Here is a 24,106-nt window from a genome sequence, read left to right as displayed (position 1 = left end):
AGCCAGGGCGGTATTTGGCAGCAGTGGACTGGCGCGCTGGTGCGTTCTTCTCGATGGCTTGGCGACAGTGAATGGTTACGTCATTACTTCATTTTAGTTGTAGGAAATTTCTTCTGGAAACGCCGCGGCATTTGCTCGAGCAATTTACTGTTCGGCTTGCGTGAGGTGCTTGAAGTTGATGAGGTGATTCCGTGACTGCTATTCACGACCAGGCAATGCACTATATCTACCAGCAGGTGCTTGAGCGCTTGCTGAGCCACATGTCCCAGGCCCAGCGTGCCTCCTTGCAACTGCTTATACAACGGTTGCTGGTTGCCGCAGGCGGGCCCGAATACATCGGTACATTCCGCCTGCTGGTGCTGCACGGCAACGACCGTCGCAGTACGCGGCTGTTGGCCATGCTGCGTGCCGCCCAGTTGAGCATTGCCCTGCGTGCGCCGGTCACTTTCCAGTTGCGGGTGCTGGTGGTCAGCTTGCCGAGTGCGGACCACGCTACGCTCGAAGGCCATGAACGCTGCTTCAGCGCCCTGTTCATGCAGGATGATCAACGGGTGCAGCTGGAGATGATCGAGGGACGCGAGGTAGTGCCGTTCAGCTGTCGGCCTGCGGTTGTACGCGAACGTTGGCGGCAAGCGCGGGATGCCATGCTGGTTTTTGGCCACCTGGTCGATGCCAGGCCCGAAGCGCTGTTGGGTAGCCGCCTGCATCTCGAGCTGGCCGAAGCCGTGGGCCTTGCACTGCGCGACCAGGCTGCCGACGTGCTGGTCACCGCTGTACCCGCGCGCCTGCGGCGCAAGTACCTGGCCTGGGCCCGGCGCAGCCTGCGCCTGGCAGGCGCGCACGGTTCGCAGCAGGTGCATCAGTGCCTGGCGACGCTGGCCCAGGGGTTGGGCTGGCTGCAAGGCACCCTCGACGGAGCGCTGGACACGCAGGGCGAAGCGGCCGCAAGCGTTGCCACGGAAGAGGCGCCGGTGCGGGTATTTGCCATCGACGACCTGCTGCCACATCTGCTGGGTGTGCAACAGCTCGACGTGATGCTCGGCTGTCGCTTCGAGGACGCCCGGGACGCCTGGCCCCTGGCGGTGTTCAGCGAGCCGTCGGCGTTGCTGCAATTGCACGAACTGTACGACCACAGCCTGGAACCCCTGGCTGGTCGACCTGCCCTGCGCCTGGCTGGCAAGCCTGGCGGCAGTCGCCACGGCGATGTGCAGCCGGTGCAGTTTGGCAAAGCCTACGGTATCAACCAGACCCAACTGGTATGCGTACTGTTCAGGCCGTTTGCCAGGCAGGGGAGGAACCTCGAGCGGTTCCTGCAGTGCCGGCATGCCGACATGCTGGTGGCCTTGCCCTATCTGCACCGGGCCCTACAGGGTAAAAGCTGCCCGGAGGCGGTCAAGGACTGGCTGGTCAACACCAGCGGCCTGCCGCTGGGGCAACTGCGGGCGATCTATGGCGGGCGCTTGCGCCTGACGACCTGGCGCCTGATGAACCACCTGGCGCAACGCGATATCCACCTGCGCTGGATGCCGCCCTGCGCGCCAGGGCAGCGGCGTGATGCGGCGGGGCAGCCCTGATGGCGCGGGCTGTTCGCGGCGAGTTTGCCTATCGCAAGGTTTACCGTTACCTGATAGCGCTGGTCGACGAGGCGCCGGCTGCGGGCACAGGCCGTTTACCGTCGCTGCGCGCGCTGTCGCGCCGGCTGAGGGTATCGCTGGCCACCGTGCAGAGCGCCTACAACCTGCTGGAAGAGGAGGGCCGGGTCCAATGCCGGCCGAGATCCGGTTACTACATACAACGTGCTGCCACATGTACCACTGCGGTCATGCCGCGCCAGGCGCCATTGCCGGCACAGCCAACGCTCGAACGTGCCCTGTTCAGCCATGAACGGCGCCTGGCGCGCCAGCGCGCGCACAGTGCCACGGCCTGGGCAGAACTCGGCAGTGTCCGTCTGCGCAATGCGCTGGCCGCGCGTTATACCCGTTCTTCCGGCCAGTACTGGCGTGCCGAGGATGTACAACTGGCCCCGGACATTCCCGCGCTGCTGGAAACGTTGCTGGCAGCGCTGGCCCTGCAGGGGAAGACCGTACTGGTCCACTCGCCTTGCTGTCCGCAAGTGCTGCGCGCCCTGGAACGCACCGGCATGCGGGTGCTGGAACTGCCGGCAGACCCGCGCGGTAATCCGGACCTGCGTGGCTTGGCCCGCCTGCTGGAAAGCGAGCCAGTGTGCATGGTGGTCATGCCGTCGTGCCTTGGCATGCCACAGGGGCGTCTGGTCACGCCACACTACCAGCAGCAGTTGGGCGAACTGTTGGCCCGGCACCCGGTGTGGCTGCTGGAAAACGATCTGGACAGTGACCACTGTTACTGCGGGCCGCCGGCCAGGCGCCTGCGCGATTGGGCCGATCCGCGCTGGTTGCTGGTCATGGGGGCGTTCGAGGCTGTAATAGGGCCCGAGGCACCCTATGCCTATGTACTGGGGCAGGGGGCCGTGCTGGCCGGGGCGTTCGCCGAGCGCGGGTTCCGGCTTGCGCCGCTGCGCCTGCAGGCGCTTGCCCAGATGCTGGGCCGGGGTGAGGTCGAGACCCAACTGGTCCGCTTGCGAACGGACCTGCAAAGGCGCGCGCAATGCCTGGCGCGTGCGCTGGAGCTGCAGTTCGGCCAGCGCGTGGTGCTGGAAATGCCCGAAGGCGGGCAGGCCCTTTGGGTGCGTTTTCGCCAGCCGCTGGCTTGGGAGGGCATTGTCGCGGCATTGGCTGGTACGGCACTGCATGCGCTTCCGGGCAAGCAGTTCAGCCTGCACGGGCGCTATCAGCAGTACCTGGCACTGGCGTGGGTTGGCGAGCAGGCGGATGCCCTGCAACAGGCCGTGGAACGCCTGGCCCAGGCGCTGGAACTACGCTGCGGGCGGCCCGCCGGGATGGCCGGTTGAAGGCCGCGGGAGCAGGGGATGGAACAAAGCGGGGTGTTGCGCAGCCGCCGCGCCGCTGGGTGAGCGTGGTACGACCTGCGGCACTTGTCAGCTGGCTGGTCTGTATGTATAACCAGTATCCATTCCAGCCGCCTGACCCAGCCCAGTGATCGCCCATTCCGTCGATGACCCGTTCTACTACCTGCACAACTTCCGCCAGGTAATGCAGTGGGTAGAACAACGCTACGCAGACCTGCTCGACGACCAGGAACTGGGTTTCATCCACGCCTTCAGCCAGCTGGCCGTACCGGCGCAGGCCCTGATGGTGCGCATGGTCATGCGCAAGGGCGAGCTGTTTCGCAGTGACCGCCTCGACTACGCCGAAATCGGCGACACCTGGCAGGCACTGCAACCGTTGCTGGCCCTCGGCTGGGTGCAGGAGCCCGGGCAACTGGCGCTGGAACAGCTGTTCACCCTGTTGCGCAAGGACGAGCTTGCCCGCTGTTTTGCCCGCTACCTGAGCCGTCCGCGTGCCGCCAAGCATGACCTGCTGGCACAGCTGCAACCGCTGGGCCTGCAAGCCCGAGCACTGGCCGAGTGGTTCCCCGACAGTGGCGTGCGCATCCTCCAGTGGTGTCAGCAGCCCTTGTGTGACCGCATGCGTCTGCTGTTTTTCGGCAACCTTTACCAGGACTGGTCTGACTTCGTCCTCGCCGACCTGGGCCTGTTGCGCTATGAGCAGGTGCCATTCAGCAACGATTCGCGAGCCTTGCAGAAACGCGCCGAGGTCGACCTGGCCATGGCCTTGCACCAGTGCGCAGAGCGTCTGGAGCAGGGCGACGACCCGGGGGCGATCCTCACGGCCCTGCAGGGCCTGCACAGCGACAACCCGTGGCTGGCCCGGCGGCATGCGCGCCTGCAATTCGCCCTGGGCCAGCAGTGCGAGCGCCAGGGTGACTGGGCGCAGGCCATGGCGGTCTACGCGCAATGCCAGCATGCCCAGGCGCGCATCCGCCAGGTGCGGGTGCTGGAGCGCAGCGAGCAGTGGCCCGAGGCGCATGCCCTGGCGCTGCACATGGCGGCGACACCGGCCAACGCACTGGAAGTGCAGGCGCTGGAGCGCATGTTGCCCCGCCTGGCCCGCAAGCTCGGCGGCCCGCCGCAACCGCGCCAGCGTACGGCCACCCTGGAGCTGATCGAGCTGGAACTGCCGCGCGAGCACGCCGCCCTGGGGGTGGAGGAGGCGGTGCGCCAGCACTTGGCCGAGGATGGCGGGCCGGTGCATTACGTGGAGAACACGCTGTTCAACAGCCTGTTCGGCCTGCTGTGCTGGGAGGCGCTCTTCGCCCCGGTGCCTGGCGCGTTCTTCCACCCGTTCCAGGCTGCGCCCCAGGACCTGCATGACAGCGACTTCCAGCAACGGCGCAGCGCACTGTTCGAACGTTGCCTGGGGCGCCTTGACGACGGTAGCCATCACCAGGCCATTCTCGACTGCTATGCCGCCAAGCAGGGCCTGCAGTCGCCCTTCGTGTTCTGGTCCATGCTCAGCGAGACGCTGCTTGAGCAGGCGCTGGCCTGCCTGCCCGCGGCGCATCTGAAGCAGTGTTTCCTGCGCCTGTTGCAGGACATCCGTAACAACCGCGCCGGCATGCCCGACCTGATCCAGTTCTGGCCCGGGCAGGGCCGCTACCGCATGGTCGAGGTCAAGGGGCCCGGCGACCGCCTGCAGGACAACCAGCTGCGCTGGCTGGCGTTCTGCCGGGCCCACGGCCTGCCTGTCGCGGTGTGCCATGTGCGCTGGAGCGATACGCCGTGAGCTATAGCGTGGCGGTGCGCGCCTTGTGCGAATTCAGCGCCAAGGTCGGCGACCTGGACCTGCGCTTCACACCATCGCCCAGCGCCCAGGAGGGCATCGAGGGGCATCGGCGGGTTGTGGCACGGCGCGCTGCAGGCTACGAGTCGGAAATCGCCCTGGAAGGGCAGTTCGAAACGCTGAAGGTACGTGGCCGCGCCGATGGGTATGACCCTGCCAGCAATCGCCTCGAAGAGATCAAGACCCACCGTGGCGACCTTTCGCGCCAGCCGGCCAACCATCGCCAGTTGCACTGGGCACAGGCCAAGGTCTACGGCTGGTTGATGTGCCAGGCACGGCAACTGCCGGCCATCGAGGTGGCGCTGGTGTACCTGGACGTGGACACCGACGGCCAGACGCTGATCAGCCAGCATTGCAGCGCCGCCGAACTGCAAGCCTTCTTCGAAACCCAGTGCCAACGCTTTCTGGTTTGGGCGCAACGGCAAGCGCAGCGCCTGGCCGAGCGTAACCAGGGCCTGCAGGCGCTCGGCTTCCCGTATCCGGCGTTTCGCCAGGGCCAGCGCCAACTGGCAGAAACCCTGTACAAGGCGGTGAGCACTGGCCGTTGCCTGATGGCCCAGGCCAGCACCGGCATCGGCAAGACCCTTGGCACCTTGTTTCCACTGCTCAAGGCCATGGCGCCGCAGCAACTGGACAAGCTGTTCTTCCTCACCGCCAAGACGCCGGGCCGGGCCCTGGCCCTCGATGCCCTGCAGCAGATCACCGATGCCACGCCGCAACCGGCCCTGCGCACGCTGGAGCTGATCGCCCGCGACAAGGCCTGCGAATACCCGGAAAAGGCCTGCCACGGCGAGTCCTGCCCGTTGGCGGCGGGCTTCTACGACCGCCTGCCCGCCGCCCGCGAAGCAGCGGCCGCGTTGCCGTTGCTCGACCGTGCACGGCTGCGTGACGTGGCCTTGGCGCACCAGGTGTGCCCGTACTACCTGGGCCAGGAAATGGCGCGCTGGGTCGACGTGCTGGTGGCGGACTACAACTATTATTTCGATGCCCATGCCTTGCTGTTCGGCCTGACCCAGGCCAACCAGTGGCGCGTAGCAGTGCTGGTGGACGAGGCGCACAACCTGGTCGAACGCGGGCGTGGCATGTACAGCGCCAGCCTCGACCAGGGCCAGTTGCTGGCACTGCGTCAGAGCAAGCCGCCTGGGCTGGTCAGTGCGCTGGACCGCCTGAACCGGCAGTGGAATGCGCTGTACAAGGCGCAGCGCGCGCCTTACCAGGCCAGCGAGGCGCTGCCGGAAGGGCTGTTGCGCGCACTGCAGCAGTGCATCGGGCTGATCCAGGAGCAGATGAACCAGGCGCCTGCGCAAGTCGACCCGCAGGTATTGCAGTTCTTTTTCCAGGCCTTGCAGTTCAGCCGGGTCGCCGAACTGTTCGATGAGCACTTCCTGTTCGACATCAGCCAACGCCAGGGCCCGCGCAAGCGGCGGCTGGCCAGCCTGAGCCTGCGCAACGTCAACCCGGCGCGCCTTTTGGCCCCGCGCATGCAGGCGGCGCGTAGCGTGACGCTGTTTTCCGCCACGCTGAGCCCGCGGCATTTCTACAGCGACCTGCTGGGCATGCCGGCGGATACTGCCTGGCTGGAAGTGGCGGCGCCGTTCCGCGCCGAACAGCTGCAAGTCCGCATCGCCAGCCAGGTGTCGACCCGCTACCAGCAACGCCAGGCCTCGCTGGCGCCGATCGTCGAGCTGATTGCCGAGCAGTATGCGCGAATGCCCGGGAACTACCTGGCGTTCTTCAGCAGTTTCGAGTACTTGCAGCAGGTGGCCGCACTGCTGGCCGAGCAGCACGCGGGCATTCCCCTGTGGTGCCAGGAACCCGGTATGGACGAAGCCGCCCGCCAGGGTTTTCTCGACCGCTTCGTAGCGGATGGCCGTGGCGTCGGTTTTGCCGTCCTCGGTGGTGCCTTCGGCGAGGGCGTGGACTTGCCCGGCACGCGGCTGATCGGCGCGTTCGTCGCCACGCTCGGGCTGCCGCAGGTAAACCCGGTCAATGAACAGTTCAAGCAGCGCCTGGGGCGGCAGTTCGGTGCGGGCTTCGATTACGCCTATCTCTACCCGGGCGTACGCAAGGTGATTCAGGCGGCGGGCCGGGTTATCCGCGGTGACCAGGACAGGGGCGTGCTGGTGCTGATCGACGAACGTTTCGCCGAGCCCCGGGTACAGCAGATGTTCCCAGGGTGGTGGCCAGTGGCCGAGCAGCTGGGTGCTGGTTAGCCCGCATGCCTCTGCCTGGGCAGCCGGTTGATTCGGTCAGGAGGCTGCATTTGCGGTAAGATCACGCCCCGTGCCAGCTGCAAACGCCTTGTATATCAAGGTGATGGCACTTCTCCGGCTGATCATGAGTTGCCTACGGCGCTATCATGTCGCCTCGTCTATCTGTCGTTTTGGCTTGCTTCAGGGGCTGGCGTGGTTCGCCATTGCCGACGCTTCGCTACAGGATTCACGTTTTGTCCGATCTCTCGAAAAACCCGCTGCTGCAGTACATGGCCCGCCTGGCCCCATCCAGCCAGCAAACCATGCGCTACATTCTCCAGGACGCCGCCGATCGGCTGGGTTTTGTCGACTGCAATATCGTCGATGTGCCCTGGCACCGGCTCGAGCCTGGCCATGTGATCGCCCTGGTCGCGGCCCTGCGCGCCGATGGTTATGCGCCCAACAGCTCGTCGCTGTACGTCAATGCCATTCGCGGGGTGGTGAACGAAGCCTGGCGCCAGGGGCTGATCGAACATGAACAGTTGCTGCGTATTCGCGAGGTCAAGCCGGACAGTGGCAGCCGCCTGCCACCGGGGCGCAACCTGCGGCGTAGCCTGATTCGCGAGTTGATGGATGTGTGTGCGGCCGACCCGCGGCCACAGGGCGTGCGCGATGCGGCGATCATCGCCTTGCTCTACGGTACCGGCATGCGCAAGTCCGAATCGGTGGACATCGACCTCGGCCAGGTCGACTTCGAGGCGCGTAGCCTGCAAGTGCTGGGCAAGGGCAACCGCCAGCTGATCAAGTACGCGCCACCCTGGGCGTTCGAGAAGTTGCAGGCGTGGCTCGACCTGCGCCGCCAGGACCTGCCGGCAGGCGCCGAGGACGACCCGTTCCTGTTCAACCGCATCCGCCGTGGCAGCCACATCACCCGGGCGCGTATCACCAAGCACGCCATCTATTACATCGCCCGCCAGCGCGGTGCCCAGGTAGGGGTGAAGATCATGCCACATGACTTCCGCCGGGCATTCATTACCCGGGTGATCGAAGAGCACGACCTGTCGATCGCGCAGAAGCTGGCGCACCACGCCAATATCCAGACCACGGCCATCTATGACCGGCGTGATGACAACGAGCGCCGGCGCGCAGTGGACCGCTTCGACTACTGATTGTCCTGCCGCTTGACGCGTGCCGCGTAGCAGCACTCTGCCTGAGCACCTGAACAGGGCCCCAGCACGCCCCCGCTTTGTGCGCCAGCCTCCCGTATGCCCGATACCAGAGCGGCTGCCGCAGAAGTTTCATCTTCCTTCACCTGCGGAGTTGGCCCGCAACCTGCTATATCCAGCCTGAGAATTTTGATCGAGTGGTCAGGCCGCGCGCGTTTTCGCCGCGCATGCCGGGCCCTCTAAACGGCCAGCAGGCCACGGATTTCAGGGGCCGCAGGATGTCGCTCGCGGAGCAGATCGAACAACCACAAGACGACGCAGGCTGGAGCGCCTACCTGCAGTTGCGCTTCGTCAGGCGCGACGCGGTGACCCGCCTTGGTGCGTGGCGGCATTTCGGACCTCTTTTGGTGCAGCGGCCGTTTCATCCTGAAGGTGCGCCGTGCCATGTCTACGTGCTGCATCCGCCCGGCGGGGTGGTCGCCGGCGACCGCCTGGAGCTGAATATCCAGCTGGAGGCCGGCAGTCATGCGTTGCTGACCATGCCCGGAGCCAGCAAGTTCTACCGCAGCATCGGCCCGACCGCACGGCTGACCCAGCGCTTCCACCTGGCTGCCGACAGCACGCTGGAGTGGTTACCCCAGGACAGCATCTTCTTCTGCGGTGCCCGCGCCAGCCTCGACAGCCGCTTCACCCTTGAACCCGGGGCGCGCCTGCTGGCGTGGGAAACCTTGTGCCTGGGGCGGCCGGTGATGAACGAGCGTTTCGACCACGGCGCCCTGGACAACCGCTTGTGCATCGAATTGCCCGGCGAGGTCGGCCTGCATGAGCGGCTGCGCCTGGAAGGCGGGCAGCTGGCCAAGCTTGGCGGGCATCCGTTGGTCGCCACTTTCTGCGCCGCACCTGCCGACCAGGCCTTGCTGGAACAGGTGCGCTCGCTACTCGAACAACTGGGTAACCCGGCCGGCGCGACCCTGCTTGGGTCGTTGCTGGTGATCCGCCTGCTCGACCATGACAACCAACACCTGCAACGCACCCTGCAACGCCTGTGGCATGTGCTGCGTCCGGCCGTCCTTGGCCTGCCGGCCTGCCCCCCGCGTATCTGGGCAACCTGAGAGAGCGCCATGGAGCTGACCCCGAGAGAGAAAGACAAACTGCTGCTGTTCACCGCCGCGTTGCTGGCGGAGCGGCGCCTGGCCCGTGGCTTGAAGCTCAACTACCCGGAAGCGGTAGCGCTGATCAGTGCCGCGGTGCTCGAAGGCGCTCGCGATGGCCGCAGCGTGGCCGAGCTGATGAGCCTGGGGCGCGAAGTGCTGACCCGCGAGCAGGTGATGCCAGGCATTGCCGAAATGCTCCACGACGTGCAGGTCGAAGCGACATTCCCGGATGGCACCAAGCTGGTGACCGTGCATGACCCCATCGTCTGAAATAGCCCAGGAGCCCCGCATGATCCCAGGTGAAATCCAGGTCGCCGACGGCGACATCGAGCTGAACGGCGGCCGCGCGACGGTCAGCGTCAGCGTGGCCAACCATGGTGACCGGCCGGTGCAGGTCGGCTCGCACTATCACTTCTATGAAGTCAACCAGGCGCTGGTGTTCGACCGCGCGCCGACCCTGGGCTTTCGCCTGGACATTGCCGCCGGCACCGCCGTGCGCTTCGAACCGGGCCAGGCGCGCACCGTGCAGCTGGTGGCCTACGCCGGCAAGCGCGAGGTATATGGCTTTCAGGGCAAGGTGATGGGTGCGCTGGAGGGCAAGGCATGAGCCGTATTTCCCGCCGGGCCTATGCCGACATGTTCGGCCCCACCGTGGGCGACCGCGTGCGCCTGGCCGATACCGCGTTGTGGGTCGAGGTCGAGCAGGATTTCACGGTCTATGGCGAAGAGGTCAAGTTCGGTGGCGGCAAGGTCATCCGCGACGGCATGGGCCAGGGCCAGATGCTGGCTGCCGAGGCCATGGACCTGGTGCTGACCAACGCCCTGATCATTGACCACTGGGGTATCGTCAAAGCCGATATCGGCATCAAGCACGGGCGCATCGCGGTGATCGGCAAGGCTGGCAACCCCGATGTGCAGCCGGGTGTCACTGTGCCGGTGGGGCCGGGTACCGAGGTGATCGCGGCCGAGGGCAAGATCGTCACCGCAGGTGGCGTCGATTCACATATCCACTTCATCTGCCCGCAGCAAGTGGACGAGGCGCTGAACAGCGGCGTGACCACCTTCATCGGCGGTGGCACCGGCCCCGCCACCGGCACCAACGCTACCACTTGCACGCCCGGCCCCTGGTACCTGGCGCGCATGCTCCAGGCCGCCGACAGCCTGCCGATCAACATCGGCTTGCTCGGCAAGGGCAATGCTTCGCGGCCCGAAGCGCTGCGCGAGCAGATTGCTGCCGGCGCCGTGGGCCTGAAACTGCACGAGGACTGGGGCTCGACACCGGCGGCCATCGACTGCTGCCTGGGGGTTGCCGAGGAAATGGACATCCAGGTGGCGATCCACACCGACACCCTGAACGAGTCCGGCTGCATCGAAGATACCCTGGCGGCGATTGGCGAGCGCACCATCCATACCTTCCACACTGAAGGCGCCGGCGGCGGGCATGCGCCGGACATCATCCGCGCGGCGGGGCAGGCCAACGTGTTGCCGTCCTCGACCAACCCGACCTTGCCGTACACGGTCAACACCGTGGACGAGCACCTGGACATGCTCATGGTCTGCCACCACCTGGACCCGAGCATCGCCGAGGACGTGGCCTTTGCCGAGTCGCGCATCCGCCGCGAGACCATTGCCGCGGAGGACATCCTTCACGACATGGGCGCCTTTGCCATGACGTCGTCCGACTCCCAGGCCATGGGCCGAGTGGGCGAAGTGGTGCTGCGTACCTGGCAGGTCGCCCACCAGATGAAGCTGCGCCGTGGGCCACTGGCGCCGGACAGCAGCTACAGCGACAACTTCCGGGTCAAGCGCTACATCGCCAAGTACACCATCAACCCGGCGCTGACCCATGGCATCGGCCACGAGGTGGGCTCGGTGGAAGCGGGCAAGCTGGCCGACCTGGTGCTGTGGTCACCGGCATTCTTCGCGGTCAAGCCGGCGCTGGTGATCAAGGGCGGGATGATCGTCACCGCGCCCATGGGCGACATCAACGGCTCCATCCCCACGCCACAACCGGTGCACTACCGGCCCATGTTCGGCGCCCTGGGCGCGGCGCGCCATGCCACACGCATGACCTTCCTGCCGCAGGCGGCGATGGACCGTGGCCTGGCCGAGGAACTCAACCTGCGCAGCCTGATCGGCGTGGCGCATGGCTGCCGCCGCGTGCGCAAGCCCGACATGCTCCACAACACCCTGCAACCGCTGATCGAAGTCGACGCGCAGACCTACCAGGTGCGTGCCGATGGCGAACTGCTGGTGTGCGAGCCGGCCCGCGAACTGCCGCTGGCCCAGCGCTATTTCCTGTTCTGAAGGAGGACTGATGATTGTCTTGACCCGCCGAATCACCGAACCCGGCCCGCTGGGCGAAACCGGCAGCGTCACCCTTGATGTGGACAGCCGGATCAAGAGCCGCCTGCGGGTAACCCTCGACGATGGCCGCGAAGCCGGGCTGATGCTTGAGCGTGGCCACCTGCTACGCGGCGGCGAACTGCTGGCCGATGCCGAAGGCACCCAGCTGATCCGCGTGCTGGCGGCGCCCGAGGCGGTGTCCACAGTGCGCTGCGCCGACCCGCACCTGCTGGCACGCGCTGCCTATCACCTGGGCAACCGCCATGTGCCGCTGCAGATCGAACCCGGCCTGTTGCGCTTCCAGCACGACCATGTGCTCGACGACATGCTGCGTGGCCTGGGCCTGGCGGTGGAGGCCGAGCAGGCGCCATTCGAGCCGGAGGCGGGCGCCTATCAGAGCGCACCGCATAGCCATAGCCATAGCCATGGACATGTGCACGATCACCCGTTCGTGCGCTTGCCCGCCCATTCCTGAACTGCCTGGAGCAACCGATGAAAAAGACTTTCGCCCTGTTTCTGCTGATGCTGGCGCTGCCAGCCTTCGCCCACCCGGGCCACGACAGCCAGCCGCTGCAGGATGGCTTGCTGCACCCGCTGACCGGTCTTGACCACCTGCTGATGTTGCTCGGCACCGGCGTGCTTGCCGCGTTGACCCGGCGCAGCCTGGCGCTGCCTGCGGCTACCTTGGCTGCCATGTTCGGCGGTGCGCTGTGTGGTCATCTGTTCGGCGACGTATTGGGCATGGAAACCCTGATCGCCGTGTCGCTGCTGGTGGCTGCCGCGGCCGTGTTGCTACCCGCTCGGCAACTGCTGCTGGCCATGGCCATGCCAGTGTTCGCCCTGTTCCATGGCTGGGCCCATGGCGTGGAAGCGACGCCAAGCGCGTTCTGGCAGTTCAGCGCCGGCTTTGTCGTCGTCAGCGGGTTGCTGCTGGCAGCCGGCTTTGCCGTCGGTTGCCTGTTGCGCCGCCACAGCGGCCTGCAGAAAGCCTTCGGCGGTGGCCTGCTGGCCGGCGCTGCACTGGTACTGGCCGGTTGATGGACAGCGACCTGGCGTTGCTGCGCCTGCTGCAACTGGCCAGCCCAGGCTTGCCGGTGGGCGGCTTCACCTATTCGCAAGGCCTGGAGTGGGCGGTCGAGGCGGGTTGGGTCCGGGGCGTGGACGGTTTCACTGCCTGGCAGCGTGAACAGATCGACGACACCCTGGCCGGCCTCGACTGGCCGGTACTGGCCCGCCTGTATCGCGCCTGCCAGGCCGAGGACGCCGCGGCCTTCGACCACTGGAGCCGGTTCCTGCTGGCCAACCGCGAAACCGCCGAGTTGCGCCTGGAAGAACAGCAGCGCGGTGCGGCGTTGGCACGCCTGCTCGACGGCTGGCAGCTGGGCCAGGACCCAGCCTGGCGGGCCAGCCTTGAGCTTACCCAGCTGGGCGGCATGGCCTGGCTGGCCGCGCACTGGGCAATCCCGCTGCGCCAGTTGGCCTTGGGCCATGGTTTTGCCTGGCTGGAGGGCGCGGTCATGGCCGGGGTCAAGCTGGTGCCGTTCGGCCAGCAGGCGGCCCAGACCTTGCTGCGCGATCTGGGCACAGGTTTGCCGGCCGCCCTTGAGCAAGCCTTGGCCCTGGGCGATGACCAGCTCGGCAGTGGTCTGCCGTTGCTGGCCATTGCCTCGTCGCGTCACGAAACCCAATACACCCGTTTGTTCCGTTCTTGAGGACTGCCTGCATGCAAAGCTATCAACAACCCCTGCGCGTCGGTGTCGGCGGCCCGGTCGGCTCCGGCAAGACCGCATTGCTCGAGGCCTTGTGCAAGGCCATGCGTGACCACTACCAGATCGCAGTGGTGACCAACGACATCTACACCAAGGAAGACCAGCGCATCCTGACCGAAGCCGGCGCCCTCGAGCCGGAGCGCATTGTCGGCGTGGAAACCGGCGGCTGCCCGCACACGGCGATACGCGAGGACGCCTCGATGAACCTGGCGGCGGTCGAAGCACTGGCGCGCAAGTTTGGCAACCTGGAGGTGATTTTCGTCGAAAGTGGCGGTGACAACCTCAGCGCCACGTTCAGCCCGGAGCTGGCTGACCTGACCATCTACGTGATCGACGTGGCTGAAGGCGAGAAGATCCCGCGCAAGGGTGGCCCGGGGATCACAAAGTCGGATTTCCTGGTCATCAACAAGACCGACCTGGCGCCTTATGTGGGGGCCTCGCTGGAGGTGATGGCACGCGATACCCAGCGCATGCGCCCGCAGCGGCCGTGGACCTTCAGCAACCTGAAGAAGGGGGAGGGGTTGCAGGCGGTGATCGATTTCATCGTCGAGCGCGGCATGCTGGGAGTACGCGCATGATGTGACTGCTTGCAGGAGCAGCCCTTTCGCGACACAAGGCTGCTCCCGCAGTGGCTCATTCATGGCAGCAATGGCCTGGCGCTGCTTGCCCTTCATAGCGGTCATGGTGCCGGACCCAGTCCATGGTGGCGCCTTCGTTGCGCCCCAGTGGCGCAATGTCGAGGAAGTTGTAGGTATTGACCAGGATATCCAGCCCGCGCGCATAGGTGGAGTAGGTGTGGTACACACTGCCATCCGGTTCACGGTAGAACGCGCTCAGCCCGGGCAACTCGCTTTCTTCACCGTCATACGGCGCGTAGTTGTACTGGCGCTGGCCTTCGCGGCCGACACTCACGCCGAAGTCCTCGTTGAAGCTGCTGCCGTGTGACGAATACCAGGCAAACCGCCAGCCCATGCGTTGGCGAAACGCCTGGAATTGCGCATAGGGTGCCCGCGACACGGCTACCAGCGACACGTCGTGGTGCGCCAGGTGCAGGTTGGCGCCGTCAAAATGGTCGGCGAGGAACGAGCAGCCGTGGCAGCCTTCGGTCCAGCCCTCGGCGAACATGAAGTGGTAGACCAACAGCTGGCTGCGACCGGCGAACAGGCCGGCCAGGTCCAGTTCGCCATCGGCCCCGTGAAACCGATAGTCCTGCTCGACCTTGACCCAGGGCAAGGCGCGACGCGCTGCGGCCAGCGCGTCGCGCTGGTGGGTAACGGCCTTTTCGTGCAGCCACAGTTGCAGGCGGGCCGCCAGCCACTGGCGGCGGGAAACCACTGGGTGCCTGCTTTCGCTGGTGCTCATGATGCTGTCTCCACATCAGGGGTTCACCCACTGGTCGAGCACCGGCGGCCGTAATCGACAGGCAGTACTGGCAGCCCGATGAGCGGCATCGATAGTCACCCCGAATGGGCAATATGCCCGTCGGCCATTTCGTCCGCGACGTCATCCTCGCCGGGCAGCGCGGTAATCACGCTGAAGTCGCTGACTTCCACCTGGCCGCCGCCATAGCCCAGCAAATGGAAGGAAAACGCCTTGCGCGTGGTCGGGTTGTCAAAGCCGAACTCCATTTCCAATGGCTCATCGGCGGTGACTTTCATCTCCTCAGGCAAGCCCAGCGGGACGTCCTGCTCCAACTGCTTGGCCTTGAGCTGGATATAGGCGGCGCGCTTCGGGTCCAGCGAGCGTACCTTGACCCGCACGCGGGTGTGCGAGCCCTCGGGCATTTCCAGGTACTGCGCACCGATGAGGTTGTCGGCCCAGTCATCGTGGATGCGCTTGCGCAGGCGGATGGGTGAGGGACCACCGAACTGGTAGCGCAGGTTCAGCGGTGTGTGTTGCAGGGACTGGTCGAGCACCCCGGCCAGCGCGCCGATCTGTTGCCCGAGCAGGTTGTCGCCGGGGCCAAGGTAGCGCGCCTGGTCGGCGATGAAACCCTCGCTGGCATAACGCCGGCAGCGCTGCTGGAAGTCGCATTCGGTGAACACACCACGGCCGTCGTGATAGCGCAGCATGCCGTTGGTGTAGGCAATCATCTCGCGACCGCCGTCGTAGTCGCGGTACAGCGAGCGGCCACCCAGCGCCATGGGGATGGGCAGGGCAAAGTAGTCCAGCAGCGAGGTCGCCAGGTCGACATGGCCATAGGTGCCGCGCTTGATCCGTGGCAATTGCGCCTGTTCCGGCGCCAGGGTGAGGTTGAAGCCCCACGACGAGGCCAGGCGCACGCCATCGATGCCGTGGGATTCGTCGGAGGTGACCACCACCAGGGTGTCCTTCAACACGCCCTGGCGTTCGAGGCTGTCGAGGAAGGCACCCAGCGCGTCATCGAGGTAGGCCACGGCGGCCTGTTTCGGCGTGTCGTAGCGCTCGAGGTACTCGGCAGGCGCCGAGTAGGGCTGGTGGGTGCCTACGCTGAGCAGGGTCAGCATCCACGGTGTGTCCTGCTTCTGCAACTGGCCGACATAGCCCAGCGCGCCTTCGAAGAAGGCCCGGTCATCCTTGCCCCAGGGGAACTCCAGGTAGTTGTCGTTGCGGAACCACTCCAGGCCATGCACTGCGTCGAAGCCGATGTGCGGCATGATGCGGTCCTTGGCCATGAAGCGCAGGCCGGCCCCCTGCAGGTAGTGGGTGGTGAAGCCGGCCTGGCGCAACTGCGCCGGCAGGCAGGCCTGGTTGCGTTCGTTCTGGGTCAGCAGCTCGACCCCCTTGGGTGTGCCGTTGGCCAGCTTGTCGTAGTCACCACAAAGCATGGCATACAGGCCACGGATGGTCTGGTGGGTGTGCAGCACATAGTCCGGGGTGTTCATGCCGCGTTCGGCCCACTGGCTCAGCCTGGGCATCAGCTCGGTGTCGAAGCGGCTGTGCAGGGCCTGGCGGTTAGGCCGCAGGTAGGCACCGGGGATCCCTTCCAGGGTGATGAGCAGCAGGTTGCGGGCCGTGCCTGGCCCGGCAAGCAGGCGCTGGCCATGCAGGTCGGATTGGGTCAGGCCGCTGCTGGCCAGCGGCGTGAAGGTTCGTGTCTGCCCTGTCCAACGCTCGACGTGGCGCTGCAGATCGCCGGCGGCAGCCGACATCAGTTGATGGGGGAGGTTGTACAGCCGCCATTGCTCGGCGTCGGCAGGCGCCAGTTGCTGGCTGCCCCAATGGCCAGCGAACAGCAACAGCGGAATGGCCCAGGCCTTGCGTGGCAGCGGCTGGCTGGGTTGAGTGCGGTAACGCCAGGCGCTGGCCAGCCAGGCCAGCAGGCCGATGCCCAGCGCCCAGGGTAGCCAGGCATGGGCCAGGCCACCGCCGGTCGAATTCTCCATGAACTGCGGGTCGGCCAGGTAGGCCAGGTCGGCGCTGGTAGGCAACCTGCCCACCGCGCTCACCAGTTCGGCCGAGGCCAGCCACAGGGCGGCCCATGCCAGCAGCACGGGCAAGGCCAGCCACCACGGACGGCGGTACAGCAGTAATACCAGGACGCTGCCGAGGGCCATGTCGGACAGGTAACCGAGCGGGTTGGACCAACCCAGCATGGCGCGCGTACCCAGTGGGATCACCAGGACCAGGGTTGCCAGTGCGACAAGCCGGGTAGGCAGGTGGTCTGACAGGTTCTTCACAAAAAATTCCCTTTTGCCATCAAAACGTCATACATCTGTGCTGGATGATAACAGCCTGGGCCAGGGAACACGTTTCGCTACACGCCTGGTAACCAAAGTCCGGGCCGCGCGCACGGGCCCGGATTTTGGCAAGTATCAGAAGTAGTAGGGGAATTTCAGGCTGAAGGAAAAGTCGGGCGCATCGTCGGTCAGACCAATGGACAGGTTGGGCACGATGGTCAGGTTGTCGGTGGCTGCGAAGGTCATGCCGATGTTGAAGTTGGCGGCGTTGTAGTCGCTGTTGGCGATCGACTGCCAGTCGCCGCCATCCGGTTTGATCTTGCTCTTGCTGGCGAACTGGTCGGACACCGAGAACGACATGCTCATCTTCTCGTTGAGAGCAAAGGCGATACCGCCACCGATCTGCCACGAGTCGCCCAGCTTCACGTCACCCGAAACTTTGCTGTTGACCTGCGGGCTGATGTCGCTGAACGAGTCTTGCATGTTGTAGGTGTAGGACAGGCTGCCGAACAGCACGGCGGGGTCGAAGGTCTTGACCAGCGAGATGCCCGGGGTGATCGCCCAGACGCCGTTGCCGGTCGGCAGGCTCTCGGGTACCGACAGGTTGTCGTTGCCGGGTACTTCGCGCAACTTGATGCCATACGGGTCCTTGCCGGTCGGGGCCTTGATGCGCAGGGTTGCCACGGCGTCGGGCCAGGTCTCGTCTTCGTCGAGGAACTTGTAGGCGACGCCGACGTTGATATCGCCTATTTCCGGGTCGCGGGTCACGGTTGCATCCGAAGTGTTCGCCCCGGCGCCACCTGCACCGCCGGACGAGTAAGTGGACTCGCGGTACACCACCGGGACATTGATATCAAACTGCCAACGCTGGGCGAGGTTGTAGCGCGCGGTCATGTCCAGGGTCCAGTTGTCGGCCTTGACCCGGTCGAGGTTGATACTGCCCAGGAAGATCGAATCCAGCGCCAGGAAGCCGTTCAGCACCAGGGCGCGAGTATCGTAGTGGGTATAGGTAATGCCGGTTTCGAAGCTGAACTTGCCACCGCCGAAAAAGCCGCTGGCCTCGTCATACAGGTTTGACACACTCTGCGCCGGCTCGGAGTCGGCGGCCAGCGCCTGGCCGTACGAGCTGCCGCTGCTACCCGGCGCGCCGGAGGCGACGGTCTGTGCGCCCCTGACCCCTTCGGCAGGGGATTTGACCAGGCGTTTGGGCGGGGGCGCCGCCGGGGTTTCCTCGACCTGGCGCACACGTTGCTCCAACACCATCAGCGCCTGCTGCTGGGCTTCGTAGCGGCGTTTGAGTTCGATCAGTTCCTGTTTGAGCGCCTCGACCTGCGGGTCGCTGGCGGCGAAAAGGAGGGTGGCCGGGGCCAGGGTGGTCAAGCAGACAATTGCTCTGAGCGTCATTGATCGGTGCATGGAGGTGCCGTCCCTTCCGACTGCCTTTGAACGTGAAGATCATCAGTATCCGAATGTGCGCAGGCCCTTGAGTTGGTCGAGGCTACCGTTCAACGACGCGGCGGTCGGTACGTTCTCGCGCATGACCACATTGAGGGAGGTGACGTTGTTGACCTGGTTGCCATTGCCAAGCAGCGTCGCGCTCTGCATCAGGCCGCCTTGCGCCAGCCGTTGCGCGCTGCTGCCCTGGTTGTTGCTGGCCTGGATGTTGAGCTGCACGCCCACACCGGTCGACGAGATGCTCAGCGCGCCCGCGCCGTTCTCGCTGACCAGGGTCTGGCCGGCGGCCAGCACCTGGCCCTGCGGTTGCGTGGCTGGCGCCTGGTCAGCCCTGGTCACGCTGATGTCGACGTTGTTATAGGCCGTGTTGTTGTCGCCCGCCGCACGCACCACCTGGGTAACGCCCTCGGTGCTGCTGAGCCCGCCGCCACCAGTGACCGTGCCGGTGCCAGCCGACGAAGCACTGCTGGTGCCTGCGCCGGTAGCTTTTTCGTTCACCAGCGAGACGTAGAACTGCGGCTTGATGGTCGACTGCTGGACCTGCAAGGTAGACGTCGCGCCGATCACTTCGCCATTGGCGTTCTGCCAGGTGCTGCTCATGACAATGCCGAAACTGATGATGCGGCCCGGCAAGACATAGCGTCCGCGCAACGCCGCCAGCTCCTGGTCCTTCAGTTCGATGGGCTTGAACGTTTCGCCATGGGTTGGCAGGCTGGCCGCCAGGCACACCACTGCGAGCCACAGTGAATTCTTCATGGGTGCTCCCCGGAGCGTCATGCTCCTTGTCGTTCGACGCGTCGTTAGAAGAAGTCGCTTTTGATGAAGCCGAAGTCCAGAAGCTCTGCGTCCTGCAGCGGGGCGAAGTCGTTGACCCGGCCCTTGGCGGTCAGTGGCAGAGGCGGGTCGAGCAAGACGTTGTGCTTGTCGTAGCCCTGGCCGATCACGGCGAAGATGATGCCGTTCCAGCCTGTGAGAAAATCGTCGACCTTGTAGCGTTTGTGGCCCAGTACCGGGTCACCGATGTACACCCAGCCCTTGTCGACCTTCTGCATGACCACGAAGTGCTTGTAGCCGCGCACGTCCATCAGCACCACGACCGGGATGCGTACGCTGTGCAGGGTCTCGGGCGCCACCCGGTAACCGCGGGCACGCATGCCGAGGCTTTCCACGTAGCGTTTCATGTCGAGCATCGAGAAGCCCTGTGTGCGGACCAGGTCCTGGTCGGCATGGGCCAGCATGCCTTCGATGATCTGTTGCTCGTTCACATCCAGCCAGTAGGCCTGGCGCAGGATGGTGGCCAGTGCGGCGGCGCCGCAACTGAAGTCGGTTTTCTGTTGCACCAGGTCGGCAAACTTGCGCTCGCGCACACTCTGGATGGGTTTGAATACCACCGCGCCGCCCGGCAGCACGGACAGCGGCATTTGTGCAGCCTCGCTCACGCTGGCCAGGCACAGCAGACACGCCAAGGCGACAATACGCATGATCGGATGCCTTCCCTTCGTCTTCTGAAGAGGCCCCCGAAGGGGGCCTCAAGCACAGCGATCAGAACGAGGTGTTGGAAATGGCCAGCGAATTGCTTTGCTGGTTGCCCACACCGGCCGCCACGTTCACACCCAGGTTGCCGCTGCCGCCATTCACCGAACCGCTAAGGGTTGCAGTGTTGGTGACAGGGTTGGCCCAGCCGGTCGGGGTCAGCACTTGGAAGGACACGGTATTGCTCAAGTCGTAGGCACTGCTTTCGCTGTAGCTCTTCGACACGTCGTTCGAAGATTGCGACGACTTCTCGCCAGACTTTTCAAACGCCGATTCCGAGGCATTGGCATACGACGACTCATGAGCCTTTTCATACGAAGAGTCGCGAGACTTCTCGTAGCTGGATTGGCGAGTCTTGTCGTACGACGAGTCGAATGCCTTCTCGAACGATGCGTCATAGGCGCTTTCCTGCGAGCGGTCGACGTCCACGTTGAGCGAGGCATTGAGCGAGGCATCGAAGCTGTCGGTGCGGGTGCGCTCGCGGCGGCCGTCATCGGTACTCAGGGTACGGGTAGCATCAGCTGCAGCGGCCAGGGTGGCGCTCAGGCTGGAACTGCTCGACGAACTGGCGTTGCCGGCCACCGAGCCACTGGCGTTCCAGCTGTTGGAGCCGCTGGCAGTGGCGCTGTGCGAACCGCTGGCGTTGGTGCTGCTCGAGCCGCTGGAGCTCCAGCCATTGGAGCCGCTGGCGCTGGCGCTTTGCGAGCCGGCCACGCTGAAGCTCGAGGAGGCACTGCGGTCGTCGGTCGAGTTGAACGTGCCCTCACGCGAGCTCGAACCACTCTGGCTGGTGGTGAAGGTCAGCGTGTCCACGCGGTAGGTGCGGTCGGCGCCGTTGTTGACCACCAGCCCCGGGCCGTTCTGCTCGGCCGAGGCGGTGGCGGTGGCATTGCCCAGCGGAGCACCGGTGTTGGCGATGGCCATGGTGTTCTTCTGCTGGTTCAGGTCGCCACCGGCGATGTTGACGCCGACGTTGCCCTCGGCGCCATCGGCCGAGCCGGTCATCACCGCCGAGTTCTGGGTGGACCAGTTGTCGACGCGGTTGTTGTTGCTGAACTGGCGAACGTCGGCAGTGGCCTCGGCGGTACCGAACACGAAGCTGTTATCCAGGCTGGACTCGGACGATGCGTTGGCAATGGCCGCGGCGTTGTCCTGCTGGTTACCGTTACCGGCTGCCACGTTGACACCCACGTTGCCGCTGGCACCGGTGGCCGAGCTGCTCATCTCGGCTTCGTTGACGGTGCCCTGGTTGGTGATGGTGTTGCCGGTGCTGCGCTGGCTGTCAATGGCGTTGGCAGTGGCAAACACAGGGATCCTCGTGGGAGGAGGCGTGTGCTGCCCGTTATTGTGGTGACCGTTGTGGTGCCCGCCACTCCGGTCGTTCTGTTCAGCTTGTACAGCAACAGCCATGACCGCAGCAATTGCGAAAACCAGAGGCTTGATTGCCATCGAGGGTTTCATGGTGATTCTCCGTACGTTATCAGGTTAAGTGTCGTTCTTGACTGAACGGGTCAATCCGCGACCCGGATGCTCAGGGTGTTGGCCATGCGGTTTCCCACCCCGGCACTCTGGTTCAACTGGATCACGCCACGGCTACCGGTGAAGGCCTGGTCACTGGTGGTGACCTGGCGATGGCCAGTTGGTGTGTCAGTTGCACCGGAGTTGTTGAGCAGCGCCACGTTCTGCTGCAGGAGGACGCTGTCATCGATGCTTTGCGGCTGGGCACCGATACTGATGCTCAGTGCATTCGCTTGCTGGGTATTGGCGCCGGCGCTCTGGTTGACCCCGAGGGCGCCGCTGCCGTTGCTGAAGGCGTTGCCCTGGATAGTCGCGCCGGCATCCATTGCCGGATTGGCGGGGGTACCCAGCCGTTGCCGTATCTGGGTGCTGGCATGTGCTTCAGGCCCGACCGCAATGGCGCGCGCATTCGCCTGCTGTTGCCGGTCACCTGCGGCCTGGTTGACCGAGAGGTTGCCTTGGTAGCGGCTGCCGGAGCTGTCGATGTCGGTGTGGTTGAGCACGGGTACTGGCGATTGGGCGAGCGCCGAGGCACTGCACAGCGTGGCCAGGATCAGCAGCGAGGGCTTCATCTCATTTGCCTCCCCCGGTCAGGATCTGCAGCGGGGCGAGGCCACGCTGCACGCTGGAGTTGACCATGTTGGCGATACCGTTGCCGGAGCCTGTGCCGCGCCCGCCGGAGAGGTTGGGCAGTTGCGTCTGGTTGCCGAGGTTGCCGCCCAGCTGGTTGGTCTGCTGGGTGACCAGGTTGCTGATGCCGGCGCCACTGCTGATGCCGGCGAAGTCGCCATCGCTCAGTTCGTTGGTTTGCCTGAGGACCTGGGCGGACGGGTTGGCATTGACGGTGATAGGGGACGGATCGGGGATCAGCGGCGGGACCGTCGCGTTACGCGTCTGCACGTCACGGGTAATGATGATGATGCCCTTGTCTGCCTGGGCGGTCAGGCTCAGCGAAGCGAGCACGCAGCCCAGCAACAGCAGGTGGTGAAGGCCTTTGTCAGTTTTCCTCACGACGGCAACTCCTTCTGTGCACGCTGGCCTTGTCAGCGATGCGAACGGGATAGCAGAAGGTGTGCCGCTTTTGGGAAAACGTTGTGGATCAGCAGGTTGGCGTGAGGTGGGGACAAACTGCGGCGTGTTCTGTCTCAGCCGTGAAACAGGCAAGCGCAAGGTTCATCGGCCAGGCCATGGGCGGCCTTGAGCGGGAAGCGATTATCGCTAGTGTTTCAGCATGTTGACAGTGCCGGCGGAGCCGGGCACAACCCCCGCAGTTTCGGGAGCCTGGGCCCACCGCGCTGTGTCGGCGGTTTAACACTCGGTGGGGCTGGCTGGCGCATCGCTATCAATCAGCCTAGCTACTGTTTGCAGAGCCAGCAACTGGCGCTGTGGCCAATTGCCCTCGATTATTTTGTATGCCTGGTGATGCTGCTGCAGCCAGTGCAGGCTGTCGTCGAAAAAGCGCTGGCGATCGCTCAGTGCTGGCTGGCTGCGCTGGCCATCGGCCACCCAGTCCACCCCTTGTGGGCTGAGCAACAGGTGCAGGTGATACTGCCGCGCCAGCAACGCTGGCTCCAGCCAGGCCGGGCAATCGCCGAACAGGGCCTGGCTCCAGAGCATGTTGCTGAGCAGGTGGGTATCCAGAATCAGCAGTGGCGGCGCTTTGGCACGGGCACTGTCCTCCCACGCCAGCTGGCCACGGGCGATGGTGGGAATGTCGGCGTAACAGGTGTCGCGGCACTCCTGGTCAATGAAGTGGCGCACGTATTCGGCCACCACCACGCCGCCGAAATGCGCCTGGATCACGCCGCTGAGCCAGCTTTTACCGCTGGATTCCGGGCCGCACAGTACCAGCACTTTCATCGCCTGGGCCGTGCTCATGGCTGTACCAGCGCCGGGTCGCGATGCCATTCCAGCCAGCCGCGCAAGGCAATGACGGTGAGTACCGCGAAGAAGCCCGCCGTGAAGTACAGCTGCTGGTGCAGGTACTGGCCAACGTAGATGATGTCGACCACCACCCACAGCGGCCAGCACTGCAGGCGTTTTTGTGCCATCCACAATTGCGCCACCAGGCTGAACCCGGTCAGGCTGGCGTCCAGCCAGGGCAGGGCGGCGTCGGTCCAGTTGGCCATGGCCGCGCCCAGTGCGGCGCTCAGCAGCACCCCGCTGGCCAGGCCAGTGAGCAGCGCCGGGCGCTGCAGGCGCGAGACCTGGCGGGCGTCTTCAACATGGCCCGGGCGTTTCCATTGCCACCAGCCATACAGCTGCAGGAGGGCGTAGGCCAGTTGCAGCAGCATGCCTGAATACAGCTTTACCTCGTAGAACAGCCAGCCATAGATCAGCACCATGACCAGGCCGATCGGCCAGCACCAGGCGTTCTGCTTGACCGTGAGCCAGACAGCGATGACGCCGAGGACGGCGGCGATGAGTTCAAGGCCGGACATCGGCGATCCTTGGAGAGACTATCGGAGAGAGCGGCGATTGTAGCGGGTCGGTTGGGCCAGGTGTAGGGCGTCGGGGCATTCGGGGCTGCTTG

At 65.1% G+C, this 24,106-nt stretch carries 23 protein-coding genes; 13 read left to right on the top strand and 10 right to left on the bottom strand.

Going from position 1 to position 24,106, the window contains the following annotated elements; translation table 11 throughout:
* The first annotated feature begins 191 nt into the window (after positions 1–191).
* The 13 genes from ACLEJP_RS15115 to ureG all read left to right on the top strand — a co-directional run bounded on the left by ACLEJP_RS15115 (position 192) and on the right by ureG (position 13,986).
* Positions 192–1,574 (top strand): hypothetical protein, encoded by a 1,383-nt coding sequence (locus tag ACLEJP_RS15115; RefSeq protein ID WP_440807613.1) that lies wholly within the window; start codon positions 192–194, stop codon positions 1,572–1,574.
* Positions 1,574–2,929 (top strand): GntR family transcriptional regulator, encoded by a 1,356-nt coding sequence (locus ACLEJP_RS15110; protein ID WP_440807611.1) that lies wholly within the window; start codon positions 1,574–1,576, stop codon positions 2,927–2,929. The genes ACLEJP_RS15115 and ACLEJP_RS15110 overlap by 1 nt, the downstream gene beginning before the upstream one ends.
* 145 nt (positions 2,930–3,074) lie before the next feature.
* Positions 3,075–4,724, top strand: coding sequence for a VRR-NUC domain-containing protein (locus ACLEJP_RS15105; protein ID WP_440807608.1), 1,650 nt, complete (start codon positions 3,075–3,077; stop codon positions 4,722–4,724).
* Positions 4,721–6,994: an ATP-dependent DNA helicase gene (locus tag ACLEJP_RS15100; protein WP_440807606.1), complete on the top strand. Its 2,274-nt coding sequence runs from the start codon at positions 4,721–4,723 to the stop codon at positions 6,992–6,994. Before ACLEJP_RS15105 ends, ACLEJP_RS15100 begins: the two co-directional genes overlap by 4 nt.
* Positions 6,995–7,227: 233 nt before the next feature.
* Positions 7,228–8,142 (top strand): site-specific integrase, encoded by a 915-nt coding sequence (locus ACLEJP_RS15095; RefSeq protein WP_296232926.1) that lies wholly within the window; start codon positions 7,228–7,230, stop codon positions 8,140–8,142.
* Between the two features lie 275 nt (positions 8,143–8,417).
* Positions 8,418–9,251, top strand: coding sequence for an urease accessory protein UreD (locus ACLEJP_RS15090; protein ID WP_440807603.1), 834 nt, complete (start codon positions 8,418–8,420; stop codon positions 9,249–9,251).
* A 9-nt stretch (positions 9,252–9,260) separates the two neighbouring features.
* A complete protein-coding gene (locus ACLEJP_RS15085; protein ID WP_186674355.1) occupies positions 9,261–9,563 on the top strand; it encodes an urease subunit gamma in 303 nt (100 codons plus the stop codon).
* Positions 9,564–9,582: 19 nt separating this feature from the next.
* On the top strand, positions 9,583–9,900 hold the full coding sequence (locus tag ACLEJP_RS15080) for an urease subunit beta (protein ID WP_289131361.1): 318 nt from the start codon (positions 9,583–9,585) through the stop codon (positions 9,898–9,900).
* Positions 9,897–11,600, top strand: coding sequence for an urease subunit alpha (gene ureC / locus ACLEJP_RS15075; RefSeq protein ID WP_440807600.1), 1,704 nt, complete (start codon positions 9,897–9,899; stop codon positions 11,598–11,600). Before ACLEJP_RS15080 ends, ureC begins: the two co-directional genes overlap by 4 nt.
* Positions 11,601–11,610: 10 nt before the next feature.
* Positions 11,611–12,114 (top strand): urease accessory protein UreE, encoded by a 504-nt coding sequence (gene ureE, locus ACLEJP_RS15070; protein ID WP_440807599.1) that lies wholly within the window; start codon positions 11,611–11,613, stop codon positions 12,112–12,114.
* A 17-nt stretch (positions 12,115–12,131) separates the two neighbouring features.
* Positions 12,132–12,677, top strand: coding sequence for a HupE/UreJ family protein (locus ACLEJP_RS15065; protein WP_440807596.1), 546 nt, complete (start codon positions 12,132–12,134; stop codon positions 12,675–12,677).
* Complete coding sequence (locus ACLEJP_RS15060; protein WP_440807594.1) at positions 12,677–13,351, top strand: urease accessory protein UreF; 675 nt, start codon at positions 12,677–12,679, stop codon at positions 13,349–13,351. Before ACLEJP_RS15065 ends, ACLEJP_RS15060 begins: the two co-directional genes overlap by 1 nt.
* A gap of 11 nt (positions 13,352–13,362) precedes the next feature.
* Positions 13,363–13,986, top strand: a complete 624-nt coding sequence (gene ureG, locus ACLEJP_RS15055; RefSeq protein WP_225778078.1) for an urease accessory protein UreG — start codon at positions 13,363–13,365, stop codon at positions 13,984–13,986.
* A 55-nt stretch (positions 13,987–14,041) separates the two neighbouring features.
* On the opposite strand, the gene ACLEJP_RS15050 is transcribed toward ureG, so the two are convergent.
* From ACLEJP_RS15050 to pnuC, 10 genes are all read right to left on the bottom strand, one after another.
* The gene (locus ACLEJP_RS15050) at positions 14,042–14,770 is read right to left on the bottom strand and encodes a DUF899 domain-containing protein (protein WP_440807591.1); all 729 of its coding nucleotides are present in this window, start codon (positions 14,768–14,770) and stop codon (positions 14,042–14,044) included.
* 95 nt (positions 14,771–14,865) lie between these two features.
* Positions 14,866–17,067, bottom strand: coding sequence for an LTA synthase family protein (locus tag ACLEJP_RS15045; protein WP_440807589.1), 2,202 nt, complete (start codon positions 17,065–17,067; stop codon positions 14,866–14,868).
* A 135-nt stretch (positions 17,068–17,202) separates the two neighbouring features.
* Entirely contained in the window at positions 17,203–18,483 is a 1,281-nt protein-coding gene (locus ACLEJP_RS15040; RefSeq protein WP_440807587.1) for a hypothetical protein, read from the bottom strand.
* Between the two features lie 42 nt (positions 18,484–18,525).
* Complete coding sequence (locus ACLEJP_RS15035) at positions 18,526–19,278, bottom strand: hypothetical protein (protein ID WP_440807585.1); 753 nt, start codon at positions 19,276–19,278, stop codon at positions 18,526–18,528.
* A 44-nt stretch (positions 19,279–19,322) separates the two neighbouring features.
* Complete coding sequence (locus tag ACLEJP_RS15030) at positions 19,323–20,003, bottom strand: C39 family peptidase (protein ID WP_440807583.1); 681 nt, start codon at positions 20,001–20,003, stop codon at positions 19,323–19,325.
* Positions 20,004–20,064: 61 nt separating this feature from the next.
* The gene (locus ACLEJP_RS15025) at positions 20,065–21,516 is read right to left on the bottom strand and encodes a heme utilization protein (protein WP_440807582.1); all 1,452 of its coding nucleotides are present in this window, start codon (positions 21,514–21,516) and stop codon (positions 20,065–20,067) included.
* A 50-nt stretch (positions 21,517–21,566) separates the two neighbouring features.
* The gene (locus tag ACLEJP_RS15020; protein WP_440807580.1) at positions 21,567–22,145 is read right to left on the bottom strand and encodes an adhesin; all 579 of its coding nucleotides are present in this window, start codon (positions 22,143–22,145) and stop codon (positions 21,567–21,569) included.
* Position 22,146: 1 nt separating this feature from the next.
* On the bottom strand, positions 22,147–22,584 hold the full coding sequence (locus ACLEJP_RS15015) for a hypothetical protein (RefSeq protein WP_440807578.1): 438 nt from the start codon (positions 22,582–22,584) through the stop codon (positions 22,147–22,149).
* A gap of 297 nt (positions 22,585–22,881) precedes the next feature.
* Positions 22,882–23,451: an AAA family ATPase gene (locus ACLEJP_RS15010; protein WP_440807576.1), complete on the bottom strand. Its 570-nt coding sequence runs from the start codon at positions 23,449–23,451 to the stop codon at positions 22,882–22,884.
* Complete coding sequence (pnuC, locus tag ACLEJP_RS15005) at positions 23,448–24,014, bottom strand: nicotinamide riboside transporter PnuC (RefSeq protein ID WP_440807575.1); 567 nt, start codon at positions 24,012–24,014, stop codon at positions 23,448–23,450. Before pnuC ends, ACLEJP_RS15010 begins: the two co-directional genes overlap by 4 nt.
* Positions 24,015–24,106: the final 92 nt, after the last annotated feature.

The sequence above is a fragment of the Pseudomonas sp. SMV7 genome (genome assembly GCF_052041995.1).
Lineage (GTDB): Bacteria > Pseudomonadota > Gammaproteobacteria > Pseudomonadales > Pseudomonadaceae > Aquipseudomonas.
This window is presented reverse-complemented; position numbering and strand designations above follow the sequence as displayed.